The following is a 20,965-nucleotide window of genomic DNA, read 5'->3' on the forward strand; positions in this document are numbered from 1 at the left end:
CTAGACTAAAATACGACCATAATTTATGCTTTACTATTTATTTAGTTATCTCGACCAAATGTTCGACTTCCCGGGTGCGGGTGTTTTTCGATATATTTCATTTAGAGCCTCTGCAGCCACTATTTTATCGCTTTTTATTGCGGCATTTTACGGCAAACCCATTATAAGCAAACTGCAAAACCTGCAAGTAGGCGAAAGCATCAGAGACCTTGGCCTTAAGGGTCAGCTTGAGAAAAAAGGAACGCCAACCATGGGCGGTTTCATTATTTTGGCCTCACTAATGATTCCAGTTTTGCTTTTTGCCAAACTAGAAAACGTCTATATCATTTTGCTTATCACCGCTACCCTTTGGACTACCTTAATCGGCTTTATAGATGATTATATAAAAGTTTTCAAGAAAGACAAAGAAGGCCTCAAAGGCACATTTAAAGTTATCGGGCAGATAGGCTTGGGGCTAATTGTAGGCCTTACGCTTTTTTATAACGACAACGTAAAGGTGCGAGAGTACGTAAACGGTCAAGCCGTAGACATAGACAAGCTGACCACCACGGTTCCGTTTCTGAAAGGAAACGAACTTGACTATACTTTCCTTTCTAGTTTTTTTCCAGAAAGTTTAGCTTGGGTGCCCTATGTATTCATCTGTATTTTTATCATCACGGCGGTATCTAACGCGGCCAATATCACGGACGGTATAGACGGACTAGCGGCTGGTACCTCGGCTATCATCGGACTTACGCTCGCTATATTTGCATATTTGTCTGGCAACCAAGTTTTTGCCGAATACCTAAACATCATGCTATTGCCAAACACAGGCGAAGTCGTAATATTCTGTGCGGCCTTTCTGGGTGCCTGCATCGGTTTTTTATGGTATAACGCGTACCCCGCTCAGGTTTTTATGGGCGACACCGGCAGCCTTATGTTAGGTAGTGTGATAGCTACTCTGGCTTTGATTTTAAGAAAAGAACTTATGATACCTGTTATGTGTGGTATTTTCTTGGCTGAAAACATTTCGGTGATACTTCAGGTGGGTTATTTTAAATACCAAAAGCGTAAAAAAGGCTTGGAATATGCCAAAAACAACCGCTTGTTTTTAATGTCACCACTGCACCACCACTTTCAGAAAAAAGGCTACCACGAAGCCAAAATAGTTACCCGATTCTGGATAGTGGCCATAGTGTTAGCAGTAGTGAGCATTGTGACACTTAAGTTGAGATAATTGTATTCCTTTCAAAGGGACAGCCATTTTATAAACCGAATTTTTTTTGAAATAAAACATGGCACAAACTATTCGAAATAAGGTATTTAATGCCTTAGAAATCAGTTATTCTAAAAGAAAAGGATTGAGTTTTGCGGTAAACATTACGCTCTCAATCCTAATTTTTTTCAATTCTATTGCCATAATATTATCCACGGTGCCCACCTTCTCGGCCTCGTATCACCACCTTTTTGTAGAGTTTGAGCTGCTGTCCGTATCTATTTTTACGGTAGAATACTTACTGCGTATTTGGTCTTATGTAGAAAACCGACAACACAGCCACCCGATAAAAGGAAGGCTGTCTTATTTCTTTTCGTTTTGGGGCTTAGTAGACCTCCTGGCTATAGCTCCGTTTTACTTCACAATGTTTACGGCTGACTTCGGTTTTATCCGAATATTGCGACTACTCCGAATTCTTCGTTTGTTTAGAATGAGTCGTTATTTTCATGCATTTCGGGTGATAAACAATGTGCTTAGGAGCAAGCGAGAAGAGCTCATTTTGAGTTTTTCGTTTATCTTTTTCTTAATGATTATTTCCAGTTCGTTGATGTATTTCATCGAGCACGAGTCTCAGCCAAAAGTTTTCACTTCTATTCCTGCGGCACTTTGGTGGGGAGTAAACACCATGACTACAGTGGGTTATGGCGACATTTACCCCGTCACCAAACTCGGAAAAGTATTGGGAGCATTTATTGCTATAGCCGGTATTTCGCTTTTTGCTATGCCAGCTGGTATATTAGCCTCGGGCTTTAGCGAGCACATAAAAGGCTCCAAGAACAAGGATGGAAAAATAAAATGCCCGTATTGCGAATCAGAGTATTACATCTCCGAGAGTCGCAAACACTAAAGCTTTTCTAAGAGTGCATAAAACTCTTTTTCGGTGGTGGGTGCCAAAAGTATCTTTCGTGTTTGGTTTGGGGCTACTTTAAACTCTTCGTAAAACGAATAGTATTCCTCCTTCTCGGTTTTACCCACAACTACCAACTTAACCTCTTCGCCTACCGGAACAGCCAAAGAAAGCCCATCGAACACCTGAATTATAGAATTGATTTTAGGCAAAATCATAAACACCAGCATGTTTTTTAAATCTGGATATTCAGACGCAAACTTAACTTGTGTTTTTTCGCCTGTGTAGTTATAAAACTTATCGCAGTTTATCCAACCAAACTTACTCGGAAACAGAGAATAGTACCCTTTACCAAAAAACGTAATTCCTTCTCTTTCCTTTGTTGGACCTGGGCCTGCAACTTGGGGACCTTGCGTAGAATCAGAAACTACCCAGGTAGCCCTTTCTACTGCATCAAACCCTTCGTAAAAAATCTTCATTTGAGTATCTAAAGCTTTAGCCGAAGGCACCTGTATTTCTGGATAGAAATTTGGGTTTGGCCTTAGGGTTTCATTTCCTTGGGTTACGTTTACATAAAATGAACCCGCGGTAACTATAATCTTGTCAAAAGAGGTAGTGGGCTTACTGTAAAGCAACATGTCTTTAAACGTATAGAGCTCTATAATTTCAACATCAAACGGATAGTTTACTCCTGCTCCGTTTGGCTTAACTAAGGTATAATTATTAAAATACAACTTTGTGCCTTTTGGTCCAATAATTGGCAAATCAGCATTGCTATTTACCGTTATTTTTCGGCGTAAGGGCTCTAGTTTTTCTAGTCCCAAACCTGAATTTCCATTAAGAAATACCTTAGTTTTAATATCCGGAATCGTATCTTTTGCTGGCGGCGGTGTGGGTAGTGGCAAGCCTATCACAATGCCCGTATTTGGATTAGACTCAATAGGACTTAAGCGATCGGTAGAACACGAAACCATGAAACCTACAAAAAGCAGTGCAATCAAAAAGCGAAGTAAAATGGGATTTGTTTTCATGTTTATTTTATTTTCGGACATGATGAATATCTGTTTTTTCTGATTGTACCCGGAAAAACCAAAAGGCCTATTTCGCCAAATGTTTCATTCCAAAGTACATTATATTTTGCTTCGGCAAAAAGTCTTACACTACTATTTCCTATAGCAGCACCGAGGCCCACATTGCCCAATATGTTATTTTTCTTAGCATTTTTACTCAAAGTCGGCAAATAGTTAATCCACTGATTGTAGGCCACTTCTATAGTGGTATAAACGGTGGGTTTGTTGTTTTTGTATATATATCTTTTGTGCCCTCTTTCTTGGTAGGGGTTAAGTAGGTTATATTGAAAAGCCACTGCCGCATAAACTTCATTAACTTGGTTTGATTTAGGGAAGTATCTTACTTGGGGACTAACCGCCATTTTTACACCCAGTGGTATCTGGCTACGCACACCTACTCCGATAGATTTGAGTGGAAAATTATATGCCCCCGAAACTCCCACGCCCCAAGAGTCTTGAGCCCTAGAGACAGAAGTGCTAAGTATGAAGGCTATGCAAAGTAAAAGTACGTGTTTTGTCAAGTGGTTTCTGTTTGGTTTCGAGGCAACAAAAGTAATACTCTAAAACTGAAAAGAAAACGCAATTTCCCAAAAAGGAAAATTAAACGACAATCATCTGAAATGAAACTAGCCTTTTAGGTGGCACAGGCAATCATTCTAAATAAAATAAACCCTACCCAAAGTATAATTTTAATGTAGCCCCATGAGCTCGTTTCACCTCCTCCGGCAGATGCATTAGAATCTAATATTTTCTGATTGTTTTCTATGAGCACCTTTAACTCGTAATCACATTCGGTTTGAGTGAGCATATAGTTTATCTCGTAGGCAAACTGAGCGAAACTTTTATGAATAACCGAAATATAATTAATGGCTGTTCTGCAATATTCGTTTCTTATTTCTTCAAATCCATCGGGTAAATAGTTGAGAAAGTCTGCCCAGTCTGGCTCAGCAATAAACCTAAAGTTGACTTTGTCCATGGGCACATTGGAGGCGTGTGCTCGAGTTGACAAATCTTCTACAATGAAATGAATTTCGTTATAGAGTTTGTCGTAATATGGACTTATGTCGGTGTAAGTTAAGCTAGTAATTATCACTAAAACATCGCTGGAATCTTTAAATTTTCGGCTTTTTACTTTTTTAAATAAAAAATCAAACAAGGCCAAACCCACTGTGTCACCATAAAAAGGGTCTTGTTCTTTTCCTTTCAAAAAATTAATGAAATCGTACTTAAAAAAGTGCGTTGGGTTGGGAGACTCTATCCAATTAAGTAGGGTTTTGTTTTGAAAAATTCTCAAATGCGAATCCAAATTCTCTAGATCTTTTAGCTTATCTATCGTTTTCAGAATCTCATCTTTCGAATACTTCTTTCCGCCTATATCGATAGTTACCTCTCCGCTAAGGTTAAAGTCTGCGAGTAGCTTTTTTCTAAGTCTTATTATTCCTTCCGCATTTAACTCATCTGGATTAATATCTATACTTTCTAAAATGTGCAATGGAGACAAATAGCTCATGTGATTGTGTGTGTGTTATTTTAGCTTAATCCAGTTCCTTTTATTTTAACTTCTAAAGGCTCATCGCTTTTTGATAAGCTACTTAAGCTCAAAAGTATCCCTCTGAGTTCTTCATAGTTTTGTCTTTCTATGGCTTTCTCTCCTTTTGCTATCTCGGTCTGAGCACGCCTGTAATCCGAATATTCTTGAGGCGAAAGCGATGCATAGATATGGAAATACGAAATCAGCAACGTGGGTGTATAAAGTATTACGTTATTGACTAATTTATTGGCCTTGGCATTTTGTCCTTCTACTATAAAGTAGTTGTTGCTTTTGGCCACTTCGTGTTTGTTTTCCATCAATTCTTTTATGCCTTCTTTAAACCTATCCGGAATATCCTGAAAGGTTTCTATCCACGACTGAAGCAGCTCCACTGTCTCATAAAAACGCTCTTTTATGCGATACACTTTGGTGTTAGACGAGCCCAATGCGTAAAGTTGCTGAGCAAGTTTTCGCTTAGCTTCGTCTATTTGATATTTCTCGTCTGTAAGGCCCTCGTTTCTAATGCTTTTAGCTTGCTCATACAAGTGCTGCACTTTATCTATTTTGGTTTGAATTTGAGCCGCAAACTCAAACTCTTCGTTTCGGAGTGCCTTGTCTAAGTCCAACCTTAGCTGCCCCCTGAGTTCACTTATTTCATCTTGCAGTTTTAGGGCACTCACATATCTTTTTGTTGGGCTAAAAACCTCATTGAAACTTTGGTTGGTCATGCCCAGCAGTAAACTCACTTTTATGTCTCGCGACTCCGACATCTCCACCAAAAGCTCTACTTCTGAGCCTTTAATGATATCATTTGTAAGAAATTCGGCTTTGATTTCGATAACTCCAATAACCTTATTGGTGCTCGGGTGTTGGCCTCCGTCTCCTTCCAAAAGGTTAATAAAGATTACATCATCGGAGTTTTTTCTGATTGTTTTACTTATCTCTTTATACAAGGTTTTGGTCAAAGGCAAAATACTATTTCTAGCAAAAACCACCTCGCACTTGGTGGCGTTATTTGACAGGTCGTCTACCTCAATACAAATGTCTTCGGGGAGTGGCTGACCGTATAAATTAAACAGTCCGTGTGTTATTTCTATAGGAGAAAAAACTGCATCAAGTGGCGTAGAAAACTCATCGAATAAACGAATATTAAAGACATTTTTACGATTTGGCAACACCAACAAAAACTCCCCAAAAGTAGGCGTTAAGGCTTTGAGGCCCGAGTCAAAACCGCCGTCTTCCCTGCTAATTCTATAAAAACAACCGCTCTTAAAGTTAGTCACCGACAGTGAAACGTACTCTTCCGAATCTTTGGTGGTTTTGTTGTATCCAAATTTTAATCCAATAGCCCCCGAGTCCTCGGTGTTTTCTTTTGGCTTAACCTCTGCTTCTCTTTGTTTGGGTTTATTTCCGGCAAAATAAGCAGCACCTACCACCACCGCCGTGGTTGGGTCAGCTTTGGTGTTAATCACTATCCCGGTTTCGACCGCTACGCTCTCTCTTACATAGGGTATATATGTGCTTCCGCCAATCATAATTAGCTCCTCTATATCATTTTTGGTGAGATTATTTCGCTCCAAAATATCTAAAATCATGGCAATAGTACCCTGGATTTTATCAGCTATTACGGCATTTAGCTCTTCGCGGGTTACTTCTATAACAAAATCCTCTATGTTACCATTTTCAAGCTCATACTCGACCTCAACTTCGGTAAATGCCGAGCTGCTCAACTCTTTTTTTGCCTCTTCGGCTTTAAGCAGCAACACAAAATAAAGCTTCTCAAAAACCTTTTGCCTGCTTTTGATTTGCTCGGTCATCTGCATATTTCCTGTTAGTCTAATTAACTTAGGCACAATGACATCCATCACTATCAAGTGGTCAAAATCTACGCCACCCAGGTAGTTGTCTCCTTTGTGATCAATGACCTTCATCTCGTTGTTTTCAATACCCACCAAAGCGATATCGAATGTGCCACCGCCGAGGTCATACACCAACCATTTTCCTTTTTCTTTTGACTCCGAAAGGTGTTTGTTAAAAAACGCCAAAGACGCCGCAATGGGCTCTTGCAGCAAGGCCACTTCTTTAAAGCCCGCCTCATAACCGGCTTGCTTAGTAGCGTTACTTTGGATGGTATCAAAACTCGCCGGAATAGTTATGACTACCGCCTGTGGCACCTCTCCGGTATGCACAAAGTTTTTCATCTCTTTGAGTACATGAGCCGAAAGTGCAATGGGGCTTATGGTGTCGTTTTGAGAGGTAATGTAGTAGTTTTCATCCGTCCCCACTTTTCTTTTGAAACTCGCAAAAACATTCATAGGGTCTTTGAGGAGCCACTCTCTGGCTTTATCTCCCACAATTATGCGTTCGCCCCGAAAGGCCACACAACTGGGTATGGACTCTTTTAGGCCCAATGGATTTTTATAAATTTCTACGCTTCCATCTTCAAATTTGGCAATCAACGAGTTGGTGGTGCCTAGGTCTATTCCAAAGTTTATCGTTTCCATGTGTATTGTTATTTGCCTTCCACTATTACTACGCCCATTTGTACTACTTTATCATCCTCAAAAACTATGGGTTTTATAGCCTGCGTTATCACAAAATCGGTTTTGCCATCGCCTACTATGTTGGCTTCTATGTCTGTTCGGGTATCGGAATATTTTTCGCCTTCAGGGTCATGAAAGCTGATTTTTAATTCCGAAAGTGACTGTTTGATTTTTTGAATATACCTAGCGTATTGGTCGGAAACTCCGTCTTTTGTGAGTTTTTTTTCTATTTGAAAGATCTGATTAGCTATCTCAATGAGTGGGTTCATTTAATATGATATTTGGTTATTGTGCGTCGTAAAAGTATGAAATTATTTTAAAGGTTTTTCCAATTTTCACCTCCGCTTTTTAGCCCAATTTTCGTGCCATCTACAAAATTTCCTCATTTGTGTTTTCTGGTCTATTTTTCCAAAAAATGTTTTTATCTAAAATACTGAATACGAAATAATAGTATACATCCACCCATTTCTCCATGCTATTAAAAAAACTATCTACAAACCTTAGCAATATATAGCCTTGCTAAAATTACGAGCAATGTTTTGCCAATATTTTTACCAAATTTGAAACAGAGAATACTACTTATAAAATGAAACAAAATACACCCACGCGTACAATCGCCCACTTTGACTTAGACTCGTTTTTTGTGTCTGTGGAGCGGCTCAAAAACCCCGAACTGCTCGGCAAACCTGTGATAGTGGGCGGCATGAGCGAGCGAGGCGTAGTGGCCGCCTGTAGCTACGAGGCCAGAGCCTTCGGCGTAAGCTCAGCTATGCCCGGCAAAATGGCCCGCAGACTCTGCCCAGACGCCATCTGGATTCGGGGCGACTTTGAGAGCTATACCCGCTACTCAAACATGGTGACCGAAATAATGGAAGGCAGCCTGCCTCTGCTAGAAAAAGCCTCTATAGATGAGTTCTATGCCGACTTTACGGGCATGGACCGATACTTTGGCAGCTACAAATACGCCACCGAACTCCGCCAGAGAATCACCAAAGAAACGGGGCTCAACATATCGTTTGGCATGAGCACCGGCAAGACCGTCTCGAAAGTAGCCACCAACGAGTCAAAACCCAACGGACAGCGGTTTATCAAGGTGGGCGACGAACGCTCGTTTCTGAGTCCACTGCCGATACACAAAATGCCCATGATAGGAAAAGTTACGGGGCAGCAACTCCGCAACCTTGGCATCACAAACATAGGCATGCTGGCCGAAATGCCCCGAAAAATGCTGGAGGCGGTGTTGGGACAAAACGGAATAAGCCTTTGGGAAAAAGCAAACGGTATAGACCACAGCCCGGTTATCCCCTACCGCGACCAGAAGTCGATGTCGAAAGAAATGACGTTTGACAAAGACACCACAGACATGAGCTTACTGCGGTCTATACTCGTAAAAATGACCGAGGAACTCTGTTACGAGCTCCGTAGAAAAAACCGCTGCGTGGGCCAAATCTCCGTCAAAATCAGGTATTCTAACTTTGACACACACCTACGGCAGCTGAGTGTGCCCTACACCGCAAACGACCACGACCTACAAGAAAAAGCACTAGAGATATTTGAAAAACTCTACGACCGCCGTCTCCTTATACGGCTCATCGGCATAAAGTTTGGAAAAATGGTGCCCGGCTTTAGTCAAATACAGCTCTTTGACCAGTCAGCCCACATGGCCGACCTCTACCAAGCCATGGACCGCATCAGGCTCAAACACGGCATCAAAGCCGTGGGGAAGGTTTTTGGTATGCAGATGTACGAGCGTCGCAAAGAAATCCGAGTAGAAGGGGCAGGCCTACCCGCTGGAAAACTGAAGCGGATGTATCACTGATAATATGTGATAATTTGGTAATGTTTTAATTCGTTAATTGTAGAATGAAGGTGAGTCTGGAAAAGAGATTAAGTTCATGAAAACACAAACTTCAGCAATGCGAAAATACAATTAATGATACACAAAAATGATTAAATGACATCATGTATATTGCTGAAAATAAATATTTTACCATAAACAATACCGCAAAACACAGTCAAAATCAAACAAAGGTTAGAAGAAGGAAAGGTAATGAAAAAAATATTTGCAAATCCCACCCACCCCAAGCATAAATTGAGCCAGAATTCATAACTTTAGATTTCGAAATCAATATCACACAGGCGTCAGTCTTTACTGATAGGCTATCGCTTTTCCTCCTTTATAGAAGCACAAACTTTTAAAAAATAACACGATGAAAAATTTATTTTCAGGATTACTAGCTGTACTATTTTGGGGATCATGTAAAGAAAATGTTTCTCTGGATTCTAATTGCGATAGAGCCTATATAAGTTATTTTCAAAATCATACCGTAATGCTCGAAAAAGTAGATGGGAATGGAAATGATTTATTAAAAAATTCGAAAATAGATATATCGAAAATTTATATTCAAAGAATGGAAAACACTGGATTCCTTAGCGTAACCAGAAAAATTAATCCAGTTAAGTTTGAGGGTATTAATTATCCGCCGTTTAGTGTTAAACGAGAGGATTGTTTAGTTGGCGACATGAACTATAAAGAAATAATAAGCTATCCAAATGGAGATAAAGACACATTAAGTATTGTGTACCTCCTAGGGAGTGATCCAAGTCTTGCAGCCAAGTGTATTGTAAAATGTTCAGAAAATAGTAAATTCGGTGCAGGAATTGATATAAAAAGAAATGGCAAAAGTGTTTTTAAAAAACCTGAATATACTAGTTTAAGCACGGAATATAAGCTAATAAAATTGTGAAAACAAAGAAGGATGCACGAAGAAACTTTCAAAGGTTGATATAAGAATATTTGTCTTTACAAAAGACGGAGTCCTTCACAGAAGAAGGTGACCATATTAAAAAATGAAGAAGCCTCCGAAAGATTTTTCGCGGGTCCCAAACGACCCTGCCACTCACAACTAAGCTTAAGAATAATATTATACTAGCATATGGAAGGAGCTGCTGGTAGTAATCAATTAAATAACACTCTTTCACCAAAATGCTAAATCAACATGAAGAATATAATATTACTATTTTCATTTTTTTCACTTTCGAACCTGTTTGCTCAAGAAAATTGCAAAAAAAGAACACTTAACGATGTCGAAAAGGGCATCATTAGAGAGTATATAAGTGATGCTAGAAAAAACAACTGGTATAAAAACGATATTGGTATTGTACTAGTAAAGGAAGACATATCGCAATTACCATACTTTGAATGGAATATGAGTGTAGTTTTAGACGACCAACAGGCAAACATTGACTCAACCTTCACTTATGCCAAATACCATTCGGAGATAATTCTTTTCAAAACAAACACAAAAGAAAATATACCAATCCACAAAAGCACTTCAGGCTGTTGGGCAGATATAATAGGAGATAGACTTTACATAAAACCACCCAAACAAAACCGACCATATATTCTAACTTTCGACGGCTGGGAAGACGGGAAACCTATATTGGATGAAAATAAAAAAATAAGGATAATCCAAGACCCAGCAAGATATAATAGACTTGATGGAGATGATTCTTTTAGAATATATCAATTTTCCTTAGAAAAAGGAGTAATAAGTAAAAGTTCGTTCGCCCGTAAGAAACTTCCTAAATGACGAAGCTGGATTAAAAATATTTCCCGTCTATCTGTTTTTTCTCATTGAAAACACCGTCCTGTCCATTTTGGGTGTGGGTTGTTGATATCAAAATTATACGCCACAGAATTGAGATAAAAAGCAGCCTCCAATCGCTGTCTAGGAGTTGTTTGAGGCCAATACTCTTTTAGCCTTTCCTCGTTTTCATCAAATTTACCAGACCAATGAAAACTCCTGTCCATTTTTTCCATTCGCATAATTTTTTATTAAACAAAATTACATTTTAGAAACTCAATGAAAAACTAAAGCTAAAAATAATCCATTATTGCAAAAAGTTCGAAGTCCAGGAAAAGTATCATTTTCATTAAACATCTATTAATTCGAAACCGAAAATCGACAACCGAAGGTCTTACTTGAAAAGTGGTGAAGTTGGTGAGGATAAAAACTTCAGCAATGCGAAAATACAATTAATGATACACAAAAATGATTAAATGACATCATGTATATTGCTGAAAATAAATACTTTACCATAAACAATACCGCAAAACACAGTAAAAATCAAACAAATGTTAGAAGAAGGAAAGATAATGAAAAAAATATTCGCAAATCTCTCCCCCCCTGCATACATTGTGACAGAATTCATAACTTTAGATTTCGAAATCAATAACACAAAGGCATCAGTCTTTACTGATAGGCTATCGCTTTTCCTCCTTTATGGAAGCACAAACTTTTAAAAAAATAACACAATGAAAAAGATTCTAGTTTTAATCTTAATTCTACAAAGTCTCAATTCTTGCAAAGATGACAAAACATCAACAGTTTCGGCCCCTAAGAATAGTTCAAACATAATTGATCAAGTCGATTTTTCGACAATTAGCGACGAACAAATTGAATTTATTAAATCTCAAAAAGACATTTTATATTCAAAAAATTTAGAGAAAAAAGATTTTGACAAATTTGCCAATGAGTACGAAACTAAGTTAAAATCCCCAATGGCATTTACATTTGAAAAGTATTCTAAAGGAATGCAAAGACTAACAATGGAAAATAATGAGGCAAGGATGTCATTAACATTAGATGATAAAGTGTTTAGTAAAGATGCCATTTCATTAGTTGAAAAAATACGAGATTTATTAAACAATTCTGGTGATGAAAAAAGTTTTGAAAAAAACTTTAAGGAGGCTAGGAAATTAATTCTAGAAAACAATAAAATTAGTGCAAATGAGAAAAAATTATTCACTATCAAACTTGATTTTCTAAAAGAAATAGCCTCAACATCAACATCGAATGCAAGATTGAAAAATATTACTGAAGGTCCTAAATGTAAATGGTATCAATGGGGTTGCGTATTTTATATGACAACAGCACAAGTACCGGTTATTTTTGGTATATGGGCTGCAAATGATTTATTAGGAAATTATCAATTAAGCCTTTTAGTGTCTGAATACGGATTAGATTATATTGCAGAATGCTGCGGTTTTTGTGGCTGCAATTGTCCCGATGGTTGTCCAAGATGGGTATGAATTAATATTTAAAAATTAAATGAAAAACAATATGAAAAAATTATTTTTTTGCACATATTTTTTTTTAATACTAATAAATACTAATGCCCAAAAAAATGCCCTCCTTCGGAACGAAATTGGAATTGGAGTATTTGGTTCAAGTCTTAAAATGCCAGATAAAAAATTTTATATTATTGACCTACATGCCGAGCATAGAATTTCGCTTTTGAAAAACAAATTAGGACTCGGCTTTAGGTACACTTCAGTAAAAAATAAAAATGATGCAAATTCTGAATTTGCCATTGGTCCAATACTAAACTACCATTTGGTGAGTTCTGGCAAATTTGACCCATATCTAGGTATAAGCCCTGTTTATTCTAAAAGAACAAATCAAGGAAATCCCGTAGGTGAAAACTTTCAGCTGAAGTATCAATATGGAGCTAGATATTTTATAACAAACCATATAGGTTTCACATTCGAAATATCAAATTACAAATTTGATGGCGGATTGTTGCCAACTGATAAGCAAAAACGAATAAGCGGAATATTTCCAACCCTTGGGATTCAAATTAAACTTTAAGATAAGCAATACAAAGTAGAAGAAGTTCAAAGCCCTTTTTGGTTTAGAGATAAAACTAATATTAGGGAATAAATACACAGGTTTATAATCTAAGCTTCGTAAACAACCTGAAACCTCCGTGATAATTTTCGGAGGTTTTTTTGTAGAATTTATATGCCAACAAATAATTAAAGCCGTGGGGAAGGTTTTTGGTATGCAGATGTACGAGCGTCGCAAAGAAATCCGAGTAGAAGGGGCAGGCCTACCCGCTGGAAAACTGAAGCGGATGTATCACTAAAAAAATACAGGGTCAGACACAAAGGTGGAAACCGAATGTCTGACCCGAAAAATTCAATGTTCCTTTTTTTACTTATTCAACTTCAAAAACACACCCCCACTTAGTGTAAACACACCGCCCGATTTCTGAAAATCTACTTCTCTGAAGTTATAGGTAAACGAAGGCGTAAGTTTAAATATATAGTTCTGACGGCGATACTGCAGGCCCAAACCGAAAATCATATTGTGCAATAAATCTGTATTACCTTTGGTTTGTATTTTTTGGTAAATGCTCTCTCCTTTATAGTCATACTCAGCCTTAAGCGACTGATAGCCTTTTATGTCGAGATGGGTACCGTAGCTTAGCATCAGATCAAAATCCTGCTTTAGCGGCATATAGTAGTTAACTTTTAAGGGTATCTCAAATGCTGTATTTTTTATATAAATATCTTTGATATTGTCGTAAGCCGAAATCTGCGAGCCATACAACTTTACGAAGTCTTTGCCCGTGGCTTGGTTAAAACCTTGCGTGCCAAAATACTCCATCTCTCTAAAGTTATGAATTTGGGCTCCTGCAGTTACACTCATACTGGGATTAAAAAAATACTCAAACACAGGCCCAAGCACAAAACTTTGCTGGCTAGAAACTCCGGCTTCGAGGCCCAGTCGAGACTCCACTTTTGGTAAAGAAAACTTCTTTTTGGCTGGTACTCCCTCGGCTTCAGGAAATCGCCGATCAGGTACCAAAAGCGAATCTTCACGCAGTTTTTTCTCAGTCAAAAGCGGAGCTTCTTCTATCGCTTCTATCACTTTTTGGTTATTGTCTGTCATGGTTTTAACCAGCGTCTTTAGCTCTTTTGCCGATTCTTGGTTTTTCGATTCCGTAACCCGCTCTTCTTTTTCAACTTTGGTCACCAAACCGTCAAATTCTTTTTGTAACTGAACTACATATTTTGTCAATTCACTTAGCTTGCTATCATTTAACGCCACTTGAGAGCCTTGCTTTAGGTAGATGGTCTTTTCTATATACACGGTGTCTTTATGCACAATGGTTTGCACCGTACTTTCTCGGTTTTCAATTTGTAAAAACCGATCTCCCAGCGTGTCTACTTTTTGATTCAGTTCTTGGTTTTGAAACAACGAATAACCCAAAAAACCAGTAGCCAAAGCGGCATACAAAGGCAAGGCATATTTTTGAAGAAAGATAAGCCACCAGGCTGTACCCAAAGTTCTGCTAAGCTTAGACCACGCCTCGCTACTAACGGGCTTGTCTATTTGCTCAAACTTTTCTCTTATTTTTTTATCAAATAAATCTTCTTTCATATAGAATTTTTATTGTCTTTTTAAATAGTCATTAATCCAAACTTGCAGTCGGCCTTTTGCCTTCGAAAGGTTCGCCCTAACTGCACTTTCTGTTACCCCAAGCATCTCTGAAATTTCAGGAGATGAATAGCCGTCAATCACCGCCAAAGAAAACACCGTCCGATACACCGGAGATAGTTTTCTGACAAAATCCAAAATCTCGTCTACAGACAGCAAGTCCAAGCTTTCTGGAGCGAAATCTACGTTATAAGCCTCCTCAATAGTTGTAAATGCGATTCTCGAATGATTTTTTCTGAAATAATCAATCGAAGTATTTACCATAATCTTACTAAACCACGCCCCAAAAGGAAAACCCTCGTCATACTTGTGTATGTTTTTAAAAACCTTAAAAAAACCGTCCATAATCATCTCTTCCGCCTCCACGTCATTGGTGGCGTATTTGGAACAAATCCGCATAGCAAGTCTACTGTAGTTTTCGAACAATAACTTTTGTGAAGCAGGAGCATTGTTTCGGCAGCCCGCTAAAACCTCGGTTAAATCAAAAACTTTATTTCTTTTCTTAAAAAACACAGATTCTTATATAAGATATGGGAGTAAAGGTACTTTAAAACATATACGGAGTATTTTCTTTTTTGCTTCCACTAAAAAAAATATTATCTAAGTGGAAGCATTTTTTTTAAAAGTCCGTATAAGAGAATAAAGCAAACAATTTAATAAACATATGAAACTACAAGAAAAAATCAGTCGCAACAACTTCCTTAAGCAACTTGGCTTCACGGGAGCTTCGCTTTTAGCTATTTATGGACTAGACAGCTGCGTAAACGAAAGTGGTACCACGCCAATAGGCAACGTAACCGTAGACTTGAGTGCAGCCGAAAACGCGGTATTAAAAAACAACGGCGGCTACAAAGTTATCAACAGCATAGTGGTAGCCAACAACAACGGCACCTACGTAGCAGCCACTCTGACTTGTAGCCACGAAGGCCAAAGACAAATTACGTTTTCTAACAAAGAATGGTATTGCACCGCCCATGGAGCCAGATTTGACACAAGCGGAAAAGGACTAAACAGCAATGGAAGCAAAGGATTGACCGTTTACCAAACAAGCCTTTCGGGTACCACATTGACCATTACTTCATAACAAAACAACCATGAAATATAGAATTCTGCTCTTCATACTATTGGCTGGCCCCGCGGTTTTTGCTCAAGACCTATTTGACGAAATAGACAAAAACGTGAAGCAAACCAAAAAATATACCAGTGCCACTTTTAAGTCAACGCGTGTAATAAATGGTCATTCGGTAGAAACAGTTGCTAAAAACCATTTGGATTTTAGGATTTCGCACAGGTTTGGTAAACTAAACGATGGGGCTTATAATTTCTTTGGCCTTGATCAAGCCACTATGAGACTTGGCTTAGAATACGGCCTCACAGACAAACTGATGGTGGGCTTGGGTAGAAGTACCTCTCAAAAGACGTTTGACTCCTTTGCCAAATACAAAATACTCCGACAGGCAAGTGGCAAAGGGGCATCGCCCGTGAGTTTAACAGCTTTAGCCACTTGGGATGCTATCTCGCTTTCTACTAGTCCGCAGTTTATGTTTTATAACAATTTCGAACGTTTCACATATACCGGTCAGTTGCTCATCGCTCGAAAAATGAACGACAAACTTTCGCTACAAGTAAGCCCTACGTGGGTGCACAGAAACAAAGTAGAAACCACCCTTGACCCCAACGACGTGTTTTTGGTGGGCGTAGGCGGCCGAGTAAAAATTACCAAAAGAACGACCTTAAATGCCGAGTACTTTTATAGACTACCGACATCGCTCGAGGCAGGACTAAAGCCTAATACGGCAAATTATAATTCGCTTTCTATGGGTTTTGACATCGAGACCGGCGGGCACGTGTTTCAGTTGCATTTCACCAACTCCCTGGGCATGGTAGAACGTCAGTTTTTAACGCAAACTGCGGGTTCGTGGCTAAAAGGTGACATACACTACGGTTTTAATATTTCAAGAACATTTAGCTTTGATAAAAAATGAAAAAGATAAAAATAATACTCGCTCTTAGTTTGATTAATTTCGGAGGTTTTGCTCAAAATATTTACCTCTGCAAAGCAGGAGAAACCAGTTTCTTCTCAGAGACTCCTTTAGAAAACATTTCGGCTCTTAACAAAAAAGTGGCGGCAGTAATTGACATTGACAAGAATGAGGTTGCAGTAAAAATGACCATGGTTGATTTCAAGTTCAAGAATCATCTGATGGAAGAGCACTTCAACGAAAACTACATGGAGTCAGACAAATATCCGATTGGTACTTTTAAAGGGAAGATTCAAGAATTGATAGACTATTCTAAAAATGGAACCTATCTGGTAACGGCCAAAGGTCAGCTCGTAATGCATGGCGTAAGCAAAGACAGAACGCTTAGCGGAAAGTTAACAGTAGCAAACGGCCAAATAACCTTAACATCAGATTTTCTGATACCACTCAAAGACCATAAAATAGACGTACCAACCTTAGTAATGGCAAAAATAGCGGAAGAAATTTCTGTGAAATGCAAGTTCGTTTTTCAAAAAAAATAATCGCATCACCTAAACATCCCACCTATGAGAGTACTAACAAAAGCTTGTTTTTCATTTATCCTGATATACACCTTACAAAGTTGTTTATATAAAAAGAATGACGCAGTTCCTGCCGGAAGTTCAACCACAAACACTACCGATGGAACTACGGGTGGAACTGGAAATACCGGAGGTACGGGTTCAACGGGCGGCACCTCAAATCTTACGTGTAGTTCGCCTTCGTCTGGCACAGTGACTAACCCAACAGGCGTGTGTTTTAACACACAGATATTGCCTTTTTTTCAGTCAAACTGTGCTAAAAGTGGCTGCCATGACACCAAAACAAAAGCTGAAGGGTATGACTTAAGCACCTATGCGGGAATACTAAAAAAGGGAATATCGAAGACCAACCCTGCCAGCAGCACACTGTATAAAGTGATGATAGATACAGGCAAAAACAGGATGCCGCCTTCGCCTGCAGCAAAACTTACTACCACGCAAACAGACTTAGTTTTAACCTGGATAAAAGAAGGAGCAAAAGAGACAAACTGCACGGTGGTTATCAACTCAGAAAACCCAACTTACAGTGGAACAATCAAACCTTATTTGGATGTAAACTGTGTCGGTTGCCATCAATCGGGCAATGCGTCGGGAGGTGTAATATTAGACAACTATAACAATGTGAAGGCGATGGCCACAAATGGCACATTTGTGGGTGTAATTAGCTACGCAACCGGATATAGGCCTATGCCACCAAGTTATAAGTCGAGCGACTGCCAAATAACAGCCGTACAAAATTGGATAAAAAACGGTGCAAAAAATGACTGATAATCTTTAACCGTAAAACGAATACTGAAGCTACTTTTAAAGAAATTTGAAAGTAGTTTTTTTATGTAAATAGTAAACAAAAAGAGTCCTTTAATTAATTTCATCCATATAAAAAGATGTTTTAGCCACACATCTAATTAATAGTTTTTCAAATTTCATATATTTGATATAATGAATCAATAAACCTAATCTAATGAAATTAAAACTATTAACGCTATTACTAATAGCAGGTACTGCATTGGGTCAAACCAAAACTCAAGTTGCAGACAACCTCCAAAAAAGACAAGCCGAATACGGCGACCTTGCTCTCCAAATCTGGAACTATGCCGAAGTAGGTTACAAAGAATACAAAAGCTCAGAACTGCTTCAAAACAAACTCAAGTCTGAAGGATTTAATGTTGTAGCGGGTGTAGCAGGTATACCAACAGCATTTACTGCTACTTTTGGCTCAGGCTCGCCGGTGATTGGCATATTAGGAGAATTTGATGCATTGCCCGGCTTATCGCAAGCGGCAAAGCCAGACAAAGAATCTCTCAATGGCGTGGCGGGTCATGCCTGTGGGCACCATTTATTTGGAGTGGGTTCGGCAGCAGCGGCTATTGCAGTAAAAGACTGGATGAAAAAAACAGGACAAAAAGGCACTATCAGATTTTATGGTACACCAGCCGAAGAAGGCGGATCAGGTAAGGTATATATGGTTAGAGAGGGCCTATTCAAAGATGTAGACGTAGTGCTTCATTGGCACCCAGGTAGCCAAAACTCGGCAAATGCGTCAAGTTCATTGGCAAACAAGTCGGGCAAATTTAGATTCTACGGTCGCTCGGCACACGCAGCAGCTTCACCAGAAAGCGGTCGCTCGGCCCTTGACGGAGTAGAGGCAATGACTGACATGATAAACATGATGCGTGAGCACGTACAAGAGGACTCAAGAATACACTACGTAATCACCAATGGTGGCAAGGCACCAAACGTGGTACCCGACTTTGCGGAGCTATATCTTTATGTACGACACCCAAACAGAACCAACGTAAAAGAAATGTGGACTTGGATAGAAAACATAGCCCAAGGTGCTGCCCTAGGAACCGGCACACGTGCCGAATCAGAGATATTGGGTGGTGTATATGACCTTCTGCCAAACGAAACGCTTTCGACCATCATACACCAAAACATGAGCACGGTAGGTGGATATATATTAACTCCAGAAGAGAAAATTTTTGCGGAAAAAATACAAACCACAGAAGGCGTTAAAAAAACTCCTTTGGAATATACGAGTACGGTTCAGCCACTTAGTTTTGAAAAATCGGCAAACGGCGGCTCTACAGACGTAGGCGATGTAAGTTGGACTGTGCCTACTGCTGGCCTAAGCACTGCCACTTGGGTTCCCGGCACTCCCGCTCATAGCTGGCAAGCAGTAGCTGCTGGTGGCACACAGATAGGGGTAAAAGGGATGATGACTGCAGCCAAAACACTTACGCTAAGTGCTATCGATTTGTTTGAAAAACCAGAACTTATCAAAAAAGCTAAAGAAGAATTCAATTCCAAAACCGAAGGTGGTTTTAAATACGAGTCGCTTCTAGGCACCAGAAAACCCGCTTTAGATTATAGAAATTAACGCTATTTCTTTTCAGAAAATAAAATAGAAAAGGCGGTTCATATGAGCCGCCTTTCTTTATAAACAAAAAAACAAATCTACTAAATATTAACCTTCTCTAAATCAAAAAGGTCGTTTAAGACATCTATCAATGTATCTGCCTCGCCACGCTTACAAGCAGCCTTTAGCTGCAATACAGGTAGCTTAATTATCTTTTGCATCATGCTCGCTGTTAGCTTATCTACTTTCTCAGCTTCAGCTTCTGACATGCCTTTCACAAAACGAGCCATCTCGTCTTTTCTGATTTGCTCAAGAGCACTTTTTAGTTTCTGTATAGTCGGAGATACCATAAGTTCTCTCGACCAGTTTTCTATTTCAGAAACCATTTCGGCTATAATGCTTTTTACTTGTGGTATAGCTTCCATTCTTTTTTTCAAAGCCTCGTTTGCTCTGTTCTGAATTTCATCTAAACCATATAAAACCACACCTGGTAATGTTTCCACTTCAGGGTTTATGCTTCTAGGTACCGACAAATCAAAGAAATAGGAAACACCTGCTTTTGTTCCTGCTATTTGACTTGCGTTTATTGTATAACTCTCTGATCTTACCGAAGAGATCACCACATCGTATTTACCAAGTTTGGCGGCAAGTTCTTCAAAAGGCAAAATATCCGCCCCATACTGAGGTGCAAGTTCTTGGGCTTTTTCTAAAGTACGGTTGCAAACTGTTATGCCTTCGTGACCTTTTTCAAAGAGTGTTTTGGCAATATCTTGTCCAATTTCTCCTAAACCCAAAACCAAAATTTTAGGATTCTTGATCATTTGCAAGAAACTCTCCATCAGATCTACCGTGGCGTATGAGGTAGAAGCCGCTCCATCTCTAAAGCTGGTTTCTTGAACTACACGTTTATTTGCAAAAAAGACTGCGTGCAATAATCTATGTAAAAACGGGCCCGCCATCTGCATATCTGCGGCATATTGGTAGGCATTTTTTATTTGATTTGGTATCTGAAGATCGCCTACAACTTGCGACTGTAAACCCATAGCAACCTCAAACAAATATTGAGTAGCTTCGGCTTCAGTATCAATAAACTCAAAGTAAGGCATTAATGTATCCGAACTCAAACCTTTGAAGCTTACTAAAAGCTGCACCAAAGTATCCGAACAATTTTCTTCTGATCTATAATATATTTCTGTTCTATTACACGTAGACAACACCAGGCACTCCTGCAAACCCAACACGTCTTTCAGTCTCAAATAAAAGGCTTTGGTCTCGTTTTCGTCAAGGGCAATTTGCTCCCTAACCTCTAACGGGGCTCTTTTATATGTTAATGAAATTACTTTTAAAGACTCGGCCATTTCTCGAATTATAAAAATTTATACAAAAATACACTCATACCCATATATATTTGTTATGACATCGGACAGTTTTTCTAATTTAGAAAAATTCTAAACTATCAATTTTATATTGGATACCCCCGATTTACGTTAATTATTTACAAAAAGTTT

At 38.9% G+C, this 20,965-nt stretch carries 23 protein-coding genes; 14 read left to right on the forward strand and 9 right to left on the reverse strand.

Annotation, left to right across the window (positions count from 1 at the left end):
* The first annotated feature begins 25 nt into the window (after positions 1-25).
* Positions 26-1,216 (forward strand): phospho-N-acetylmuramoyl-pentapeptide-transferase, encoded by a 1,191-nt coding sequence (gene mraY / locus ACFOOI_RS13665; protein ID WP_379838544.1) that lies wholly within the window; start codon positions 26-28, stop codon positions 1,214-1,216.
* 58 nt (positions 1,217-1,274) lie between these two features.
* Positions 1,275-2,102, forward strand: a complete 828-nt coding sequence (locus tag ACFOOI_RS13670) for an ion transporter (RefSeq protein ID WP_379838545.1) — start codon at positions 1,275-1,277, stop codon at positions 2,100-2,102.
* On the opposite strand, the gene ACFOOI_RS13675 is transcribed toward ACFOOI_RS13670, so the two are convergent.
* The 5 genes from ACFOOI_RS13675 to ACFOOI_RS13695 form a co-directional block, all read right to left on the reverse strand.
* The gene (locus tag ACFOOI_RS13675; protein WP_379838546.1) at positions 2,099-3,154 is read right to left on the reverse strand and encodes a hypothetical protein; all 1,056 of its coding nucleotides are present in this window, start codon (positions 3,152-3,154) and stop codon (positions 2,099-2,101) included. The two genes, ACFOOI_RS13670 and ACFOOI_RS13675, sit on opposite strands and share 4 nt — an antisense overlap.
* A complete protein-coding gene (locus ACFOOI_RS13680; protein ID WP_379838547.1) occupies positions 3,136-3,693 on the reverse strand; it encodes a hypothetical protein in 558 nt (185 codons plus the stop codon). Before ACFOOI_RS13680 ends, ACFOOI_RS13675 begins: the two co-directional genes overlap by 19 nt.
* 113 nt (positions 3,694-3,806) lie before the next feature.
* Positions 3,807-4,682, reverse strand: coding sequence for a hypothetical protein (locus tag ACFOOI_RS13685; RefSeq protein WP_379838548.1), 876 nt, complete (start codon positions 4,680-4,682; stop codon positions 3,807-3,809).
* Between the two features lie 20 nt (positions 4,683-4,702).
* The gene (locus ACFOOI_RS13690; protein ID WP_379838549.1) at positions 4,703-7,207 is read right to left on the reverse strand and encodes an Hsp70 family protein; all 2,505 of its coding nucleotides are present in this window, start codon (positions 7,205-7,207) and stop codon (positions 4,703-4,705) included.
* Positions 7,208-7,215: 8 nt separating this feature from the next.
* Positions 7,216-7,515, reverse strand: a complete 300-nt coding sequence (locus ACFOOI_RS13695; protein ID WP_379838550.1) for a hypothetical protein — start codon at positions 7,513-7,515, stop codon at positions 7,216-7,218.
* 317 nt (positions 7,516-7,832) lie between these two features.
* Between ACFOOI_RS13695 and dinB the strand changes: the two genes are divergently transcribed.
* The 3 genes from dinB (at position 7,833) to ACFOOI_RS13710 (ending at position 10,839) form a co-directional block, all read left to right on the forward strand.
* Positions 7,833-9,065, forward strand: a complete 1,233-nt coding sequence (dinB, locus tag ACFOOI_RS13700; RefSeq protein WP_379838551.1) for a DNA polymerase IV — start codon at positions 7,833-7,835, stop codon at positions 9,063-9,065.
* 391 nt (positions 9,066-9,456) lie between these two features.
* Positions 9,457-9,993 carry a hypothetical protein gene (locus ACFOOI_RS13705; RefSeq protein ID WP_379838552.1) on the forward strand — a complete coding sequence of 179 codons (537 nt, stop codon included), beginning with the start codon at positions 9,457-9,459 and terminating at the stop codon, positions 9,991-9,993.
* Between the two features lie 252 nt (positions 9,994-10,245).
* On the forward strand, positions 10,246-10,839 hold the full coding sequence (locus ACFOOI_RS13710) for a hypothetical protein (RefSeq protein WP_379838553.1): 594 nt from the start codon (positions 10,246-10,248) through the stop codon (positions 10,837-10,839).
* Between the two features lie 41 nt (positions 10,840-10,880).
* On the opposite strand, the gene ACFOOI_RS13715 is transcribed toward ACFOOI_RS13710, so the two are convergent.
* Positions 10,881-11,069, reverse strand: coding sequence for a hypothetical protein (locus ACFOOI_RS13715; protein WP_379838554.1), 189 nt, complete (start codon positions 11,067-11,069; stop codon positions 10,881-10,883).
* A 315-nt stretch (positions 11,070-11,384) separates the two neighbouring features.
* Between ACFOOI_RS13715 and ACFOOI_RS13720 the strand changes: the two genes are divergently transcribed.
* The 4 genes from ACFOOI_RS13720 to ACFOOI_RS13735 all read left to right on the forward strand — a co-directional run bounded on the left by ACFOOI_RS13720 (position 11,385) and on the right by ACFOOI_RS13735 (position 13,177).
* On the forward strand, positions 11,385-11,552 hold the full coding sequence (locus tag ACFOOI_RS13720; protein ID WP_379838555.1) for a hypothetical protein: 168 nt from the start codon (positions 11,385-11,387) through the stop codon (positions 11,550-11,552).
* 12 nt (positions 11,553-11,564) lie between these two features.
* Positions 11,565-12,341, forward strand: coding sequence for a hypothetical protein (locus ACFOOI_RS13725; RefSeq protein ID WP_379838556.1), 777 nt, complete (start codon positions 11,565-11,567; stop codon positions 12,339-12,341).
* 31 nt (positions 12,342-12,372) lie between these two features.
* Positions 12,373-12,900 carry a hypothetical protein gene (locus ACFOOI_RS13730; RefSeq protein ID WP_379838557.1) on the forward strand — a complete coding sequence of 176 codons (528 nt, stop codon included), beginning with the start codon at positions 12,373-12,375 and terminating at the stop codon, positions 12,898-12,900.
* Between the two features lie 118 nt (positions 12,901-13,018).
* Positions 13,019-13,177 carry a hypothetical protein gene (locus ACFOOI_RS13735; RefSeq protein ID WP_379838558.1) on the forward strand — a complete coding sequence of 53 codons (159 nt, stop codon included), beginning with the start codon at positions 13,019-13,021 and terminating at the stop codon, positions 13,175-13,177.
* Between the two features lie 68 nt (positions 13,178-13,245).
* Here ACFOOI_RS13735 and ACFOOI_RS13740 read toward each other — a convergent pair whose 3' ends face one another.
* Both ACFOOI_RS13740 and ACFOOI_RS13745 read right to left on the reverse strand, forming a co-directional pair.
* Positions 13,246-14,478 carry a hypothetical protein gene (locus tag ACFOOI_RS13740; protein ID WP_379838559.1) on the reverse strand — a complete coding sequence of 411 codons (1,233 nt, stop codon included), beginning with the start codon at positions 14,476-14,478 and terminating at the stop codon, positions 13,246-13,248.
* Between the two features lie 9 nt (positions 14,479-14,487).
* Entirely contained in the window at positions 14,488-15,048 is a 561-nt protein-coding gene (locus tag ACFOOI_RS13745; RefSeq protein ID WP_379838560.1) for an RNA polymerase sigma factor, read from the reverse strand.
* 151 nt (positions 15,049-15,199) lie between these two features.
* On the opposite strand from ACFOOI_RS13745, the gene ACFOOI_RS13750 reads away from it, so the two are divergent.
* The 5 genes from ACFOOI_RS13750 (at position 15,200) to ACFOOI_RS13770 (ending at position 19,478) form a co-directional block, all read left to right on the forward strand.
* Positions 15,200-15,619 carry a QcrA and Rieske domain-containing protein gene (locus ACFOOI_RS13750; RefSeq protein ID WP_379838562.1) on the forward strand — a complete coding sequence of 140 codons (420 nt, stop codon included), beginning with the start codon at positions 15,200-15,202 and terminating at the stop codon, positions 15,617-15,619.
* Between the two features lie 10 nt (positions 15,620-15,629).
* Positions 15,630-16,520 carry a DUF5777 family beta-barrel protein gene (locus tag ACFOOI_RS13755; RefSeq protein WP_379838563.1) on the forward strand — a complete coding sequence of 297 codons (891 nt, stop codon included), beginning with the start codon at positions 15,630-15,632 and terminating at the stop codon, positions 16,518-16,520.
* On the forward strand, positions 16,517-17,059 hold the full coding sequence (locus tag ACFOOI_RS13760; RefSeq protein ID WP_379838564.1) for a YceI family protein: 543 nt from the start codon (positions 16,517-16,519) through the stop codon (positions 17,057-17,059). Before ACFOOI_RS13755 ends, ACFOOI_RS13760 begins: the two co-directional genes overlap by 4 nt.
* A 24-nt stretch (positions 17,060-17,083) precedes the next feature.
* Positions 17,084-17,866 carry a hypothetical protein gene (locus ACFOOI_RS13765; RefSeq protein ID WP_379838565.1) on the forward strand — a complete coding sequence of 261 codons (783 nt, stop codon included), beginning with the start codon at positions 17,084-17,086 and terminating at the stop codon, positions 17,864-17,866.
* Positions 17,867-18,059: 193 nt separating this feature from the next.
* Positions 18,060-19,478, forward strand: a complete 1,419-nt coding sequence (locus tag ACFOOI_RS13770) for an amidohydrolase (protein ID WP_379838566.1) — start codon at positions 18,060-18,062, stop codon at positions 19,476-19,478.
* Between the two features lie 80 nt (positions 19,479-19,558).
* On the opposite strand, the gene hemA is transcribed toward ACFOOI_RS13770, so the two are convergent.
* A complete protein-coding gene (gene hemA, locus ACFOOI_RS13775; RefSeq protein WP_379838568.1) occupies positions 19,559-20,815 on the reverse strand; it encodes a glutamyl-tRNA reductase in 1,257 nt (418 codons plus the stop codon).
* Between the last annotated feature and the right edge of the window lie 150 nt (positions 20,816-20,965).

It is taken from the genome of Lacihabitans lacunae (assembly GCF_042649125.1).
In the GTDB taxonomy this organism is placed as follows: Bacteria; Bacteroidota; Bacteroidia; order Cytophagales; family Spirosomataceae; genus Leadbetterella; species Leadbetterella lacunae.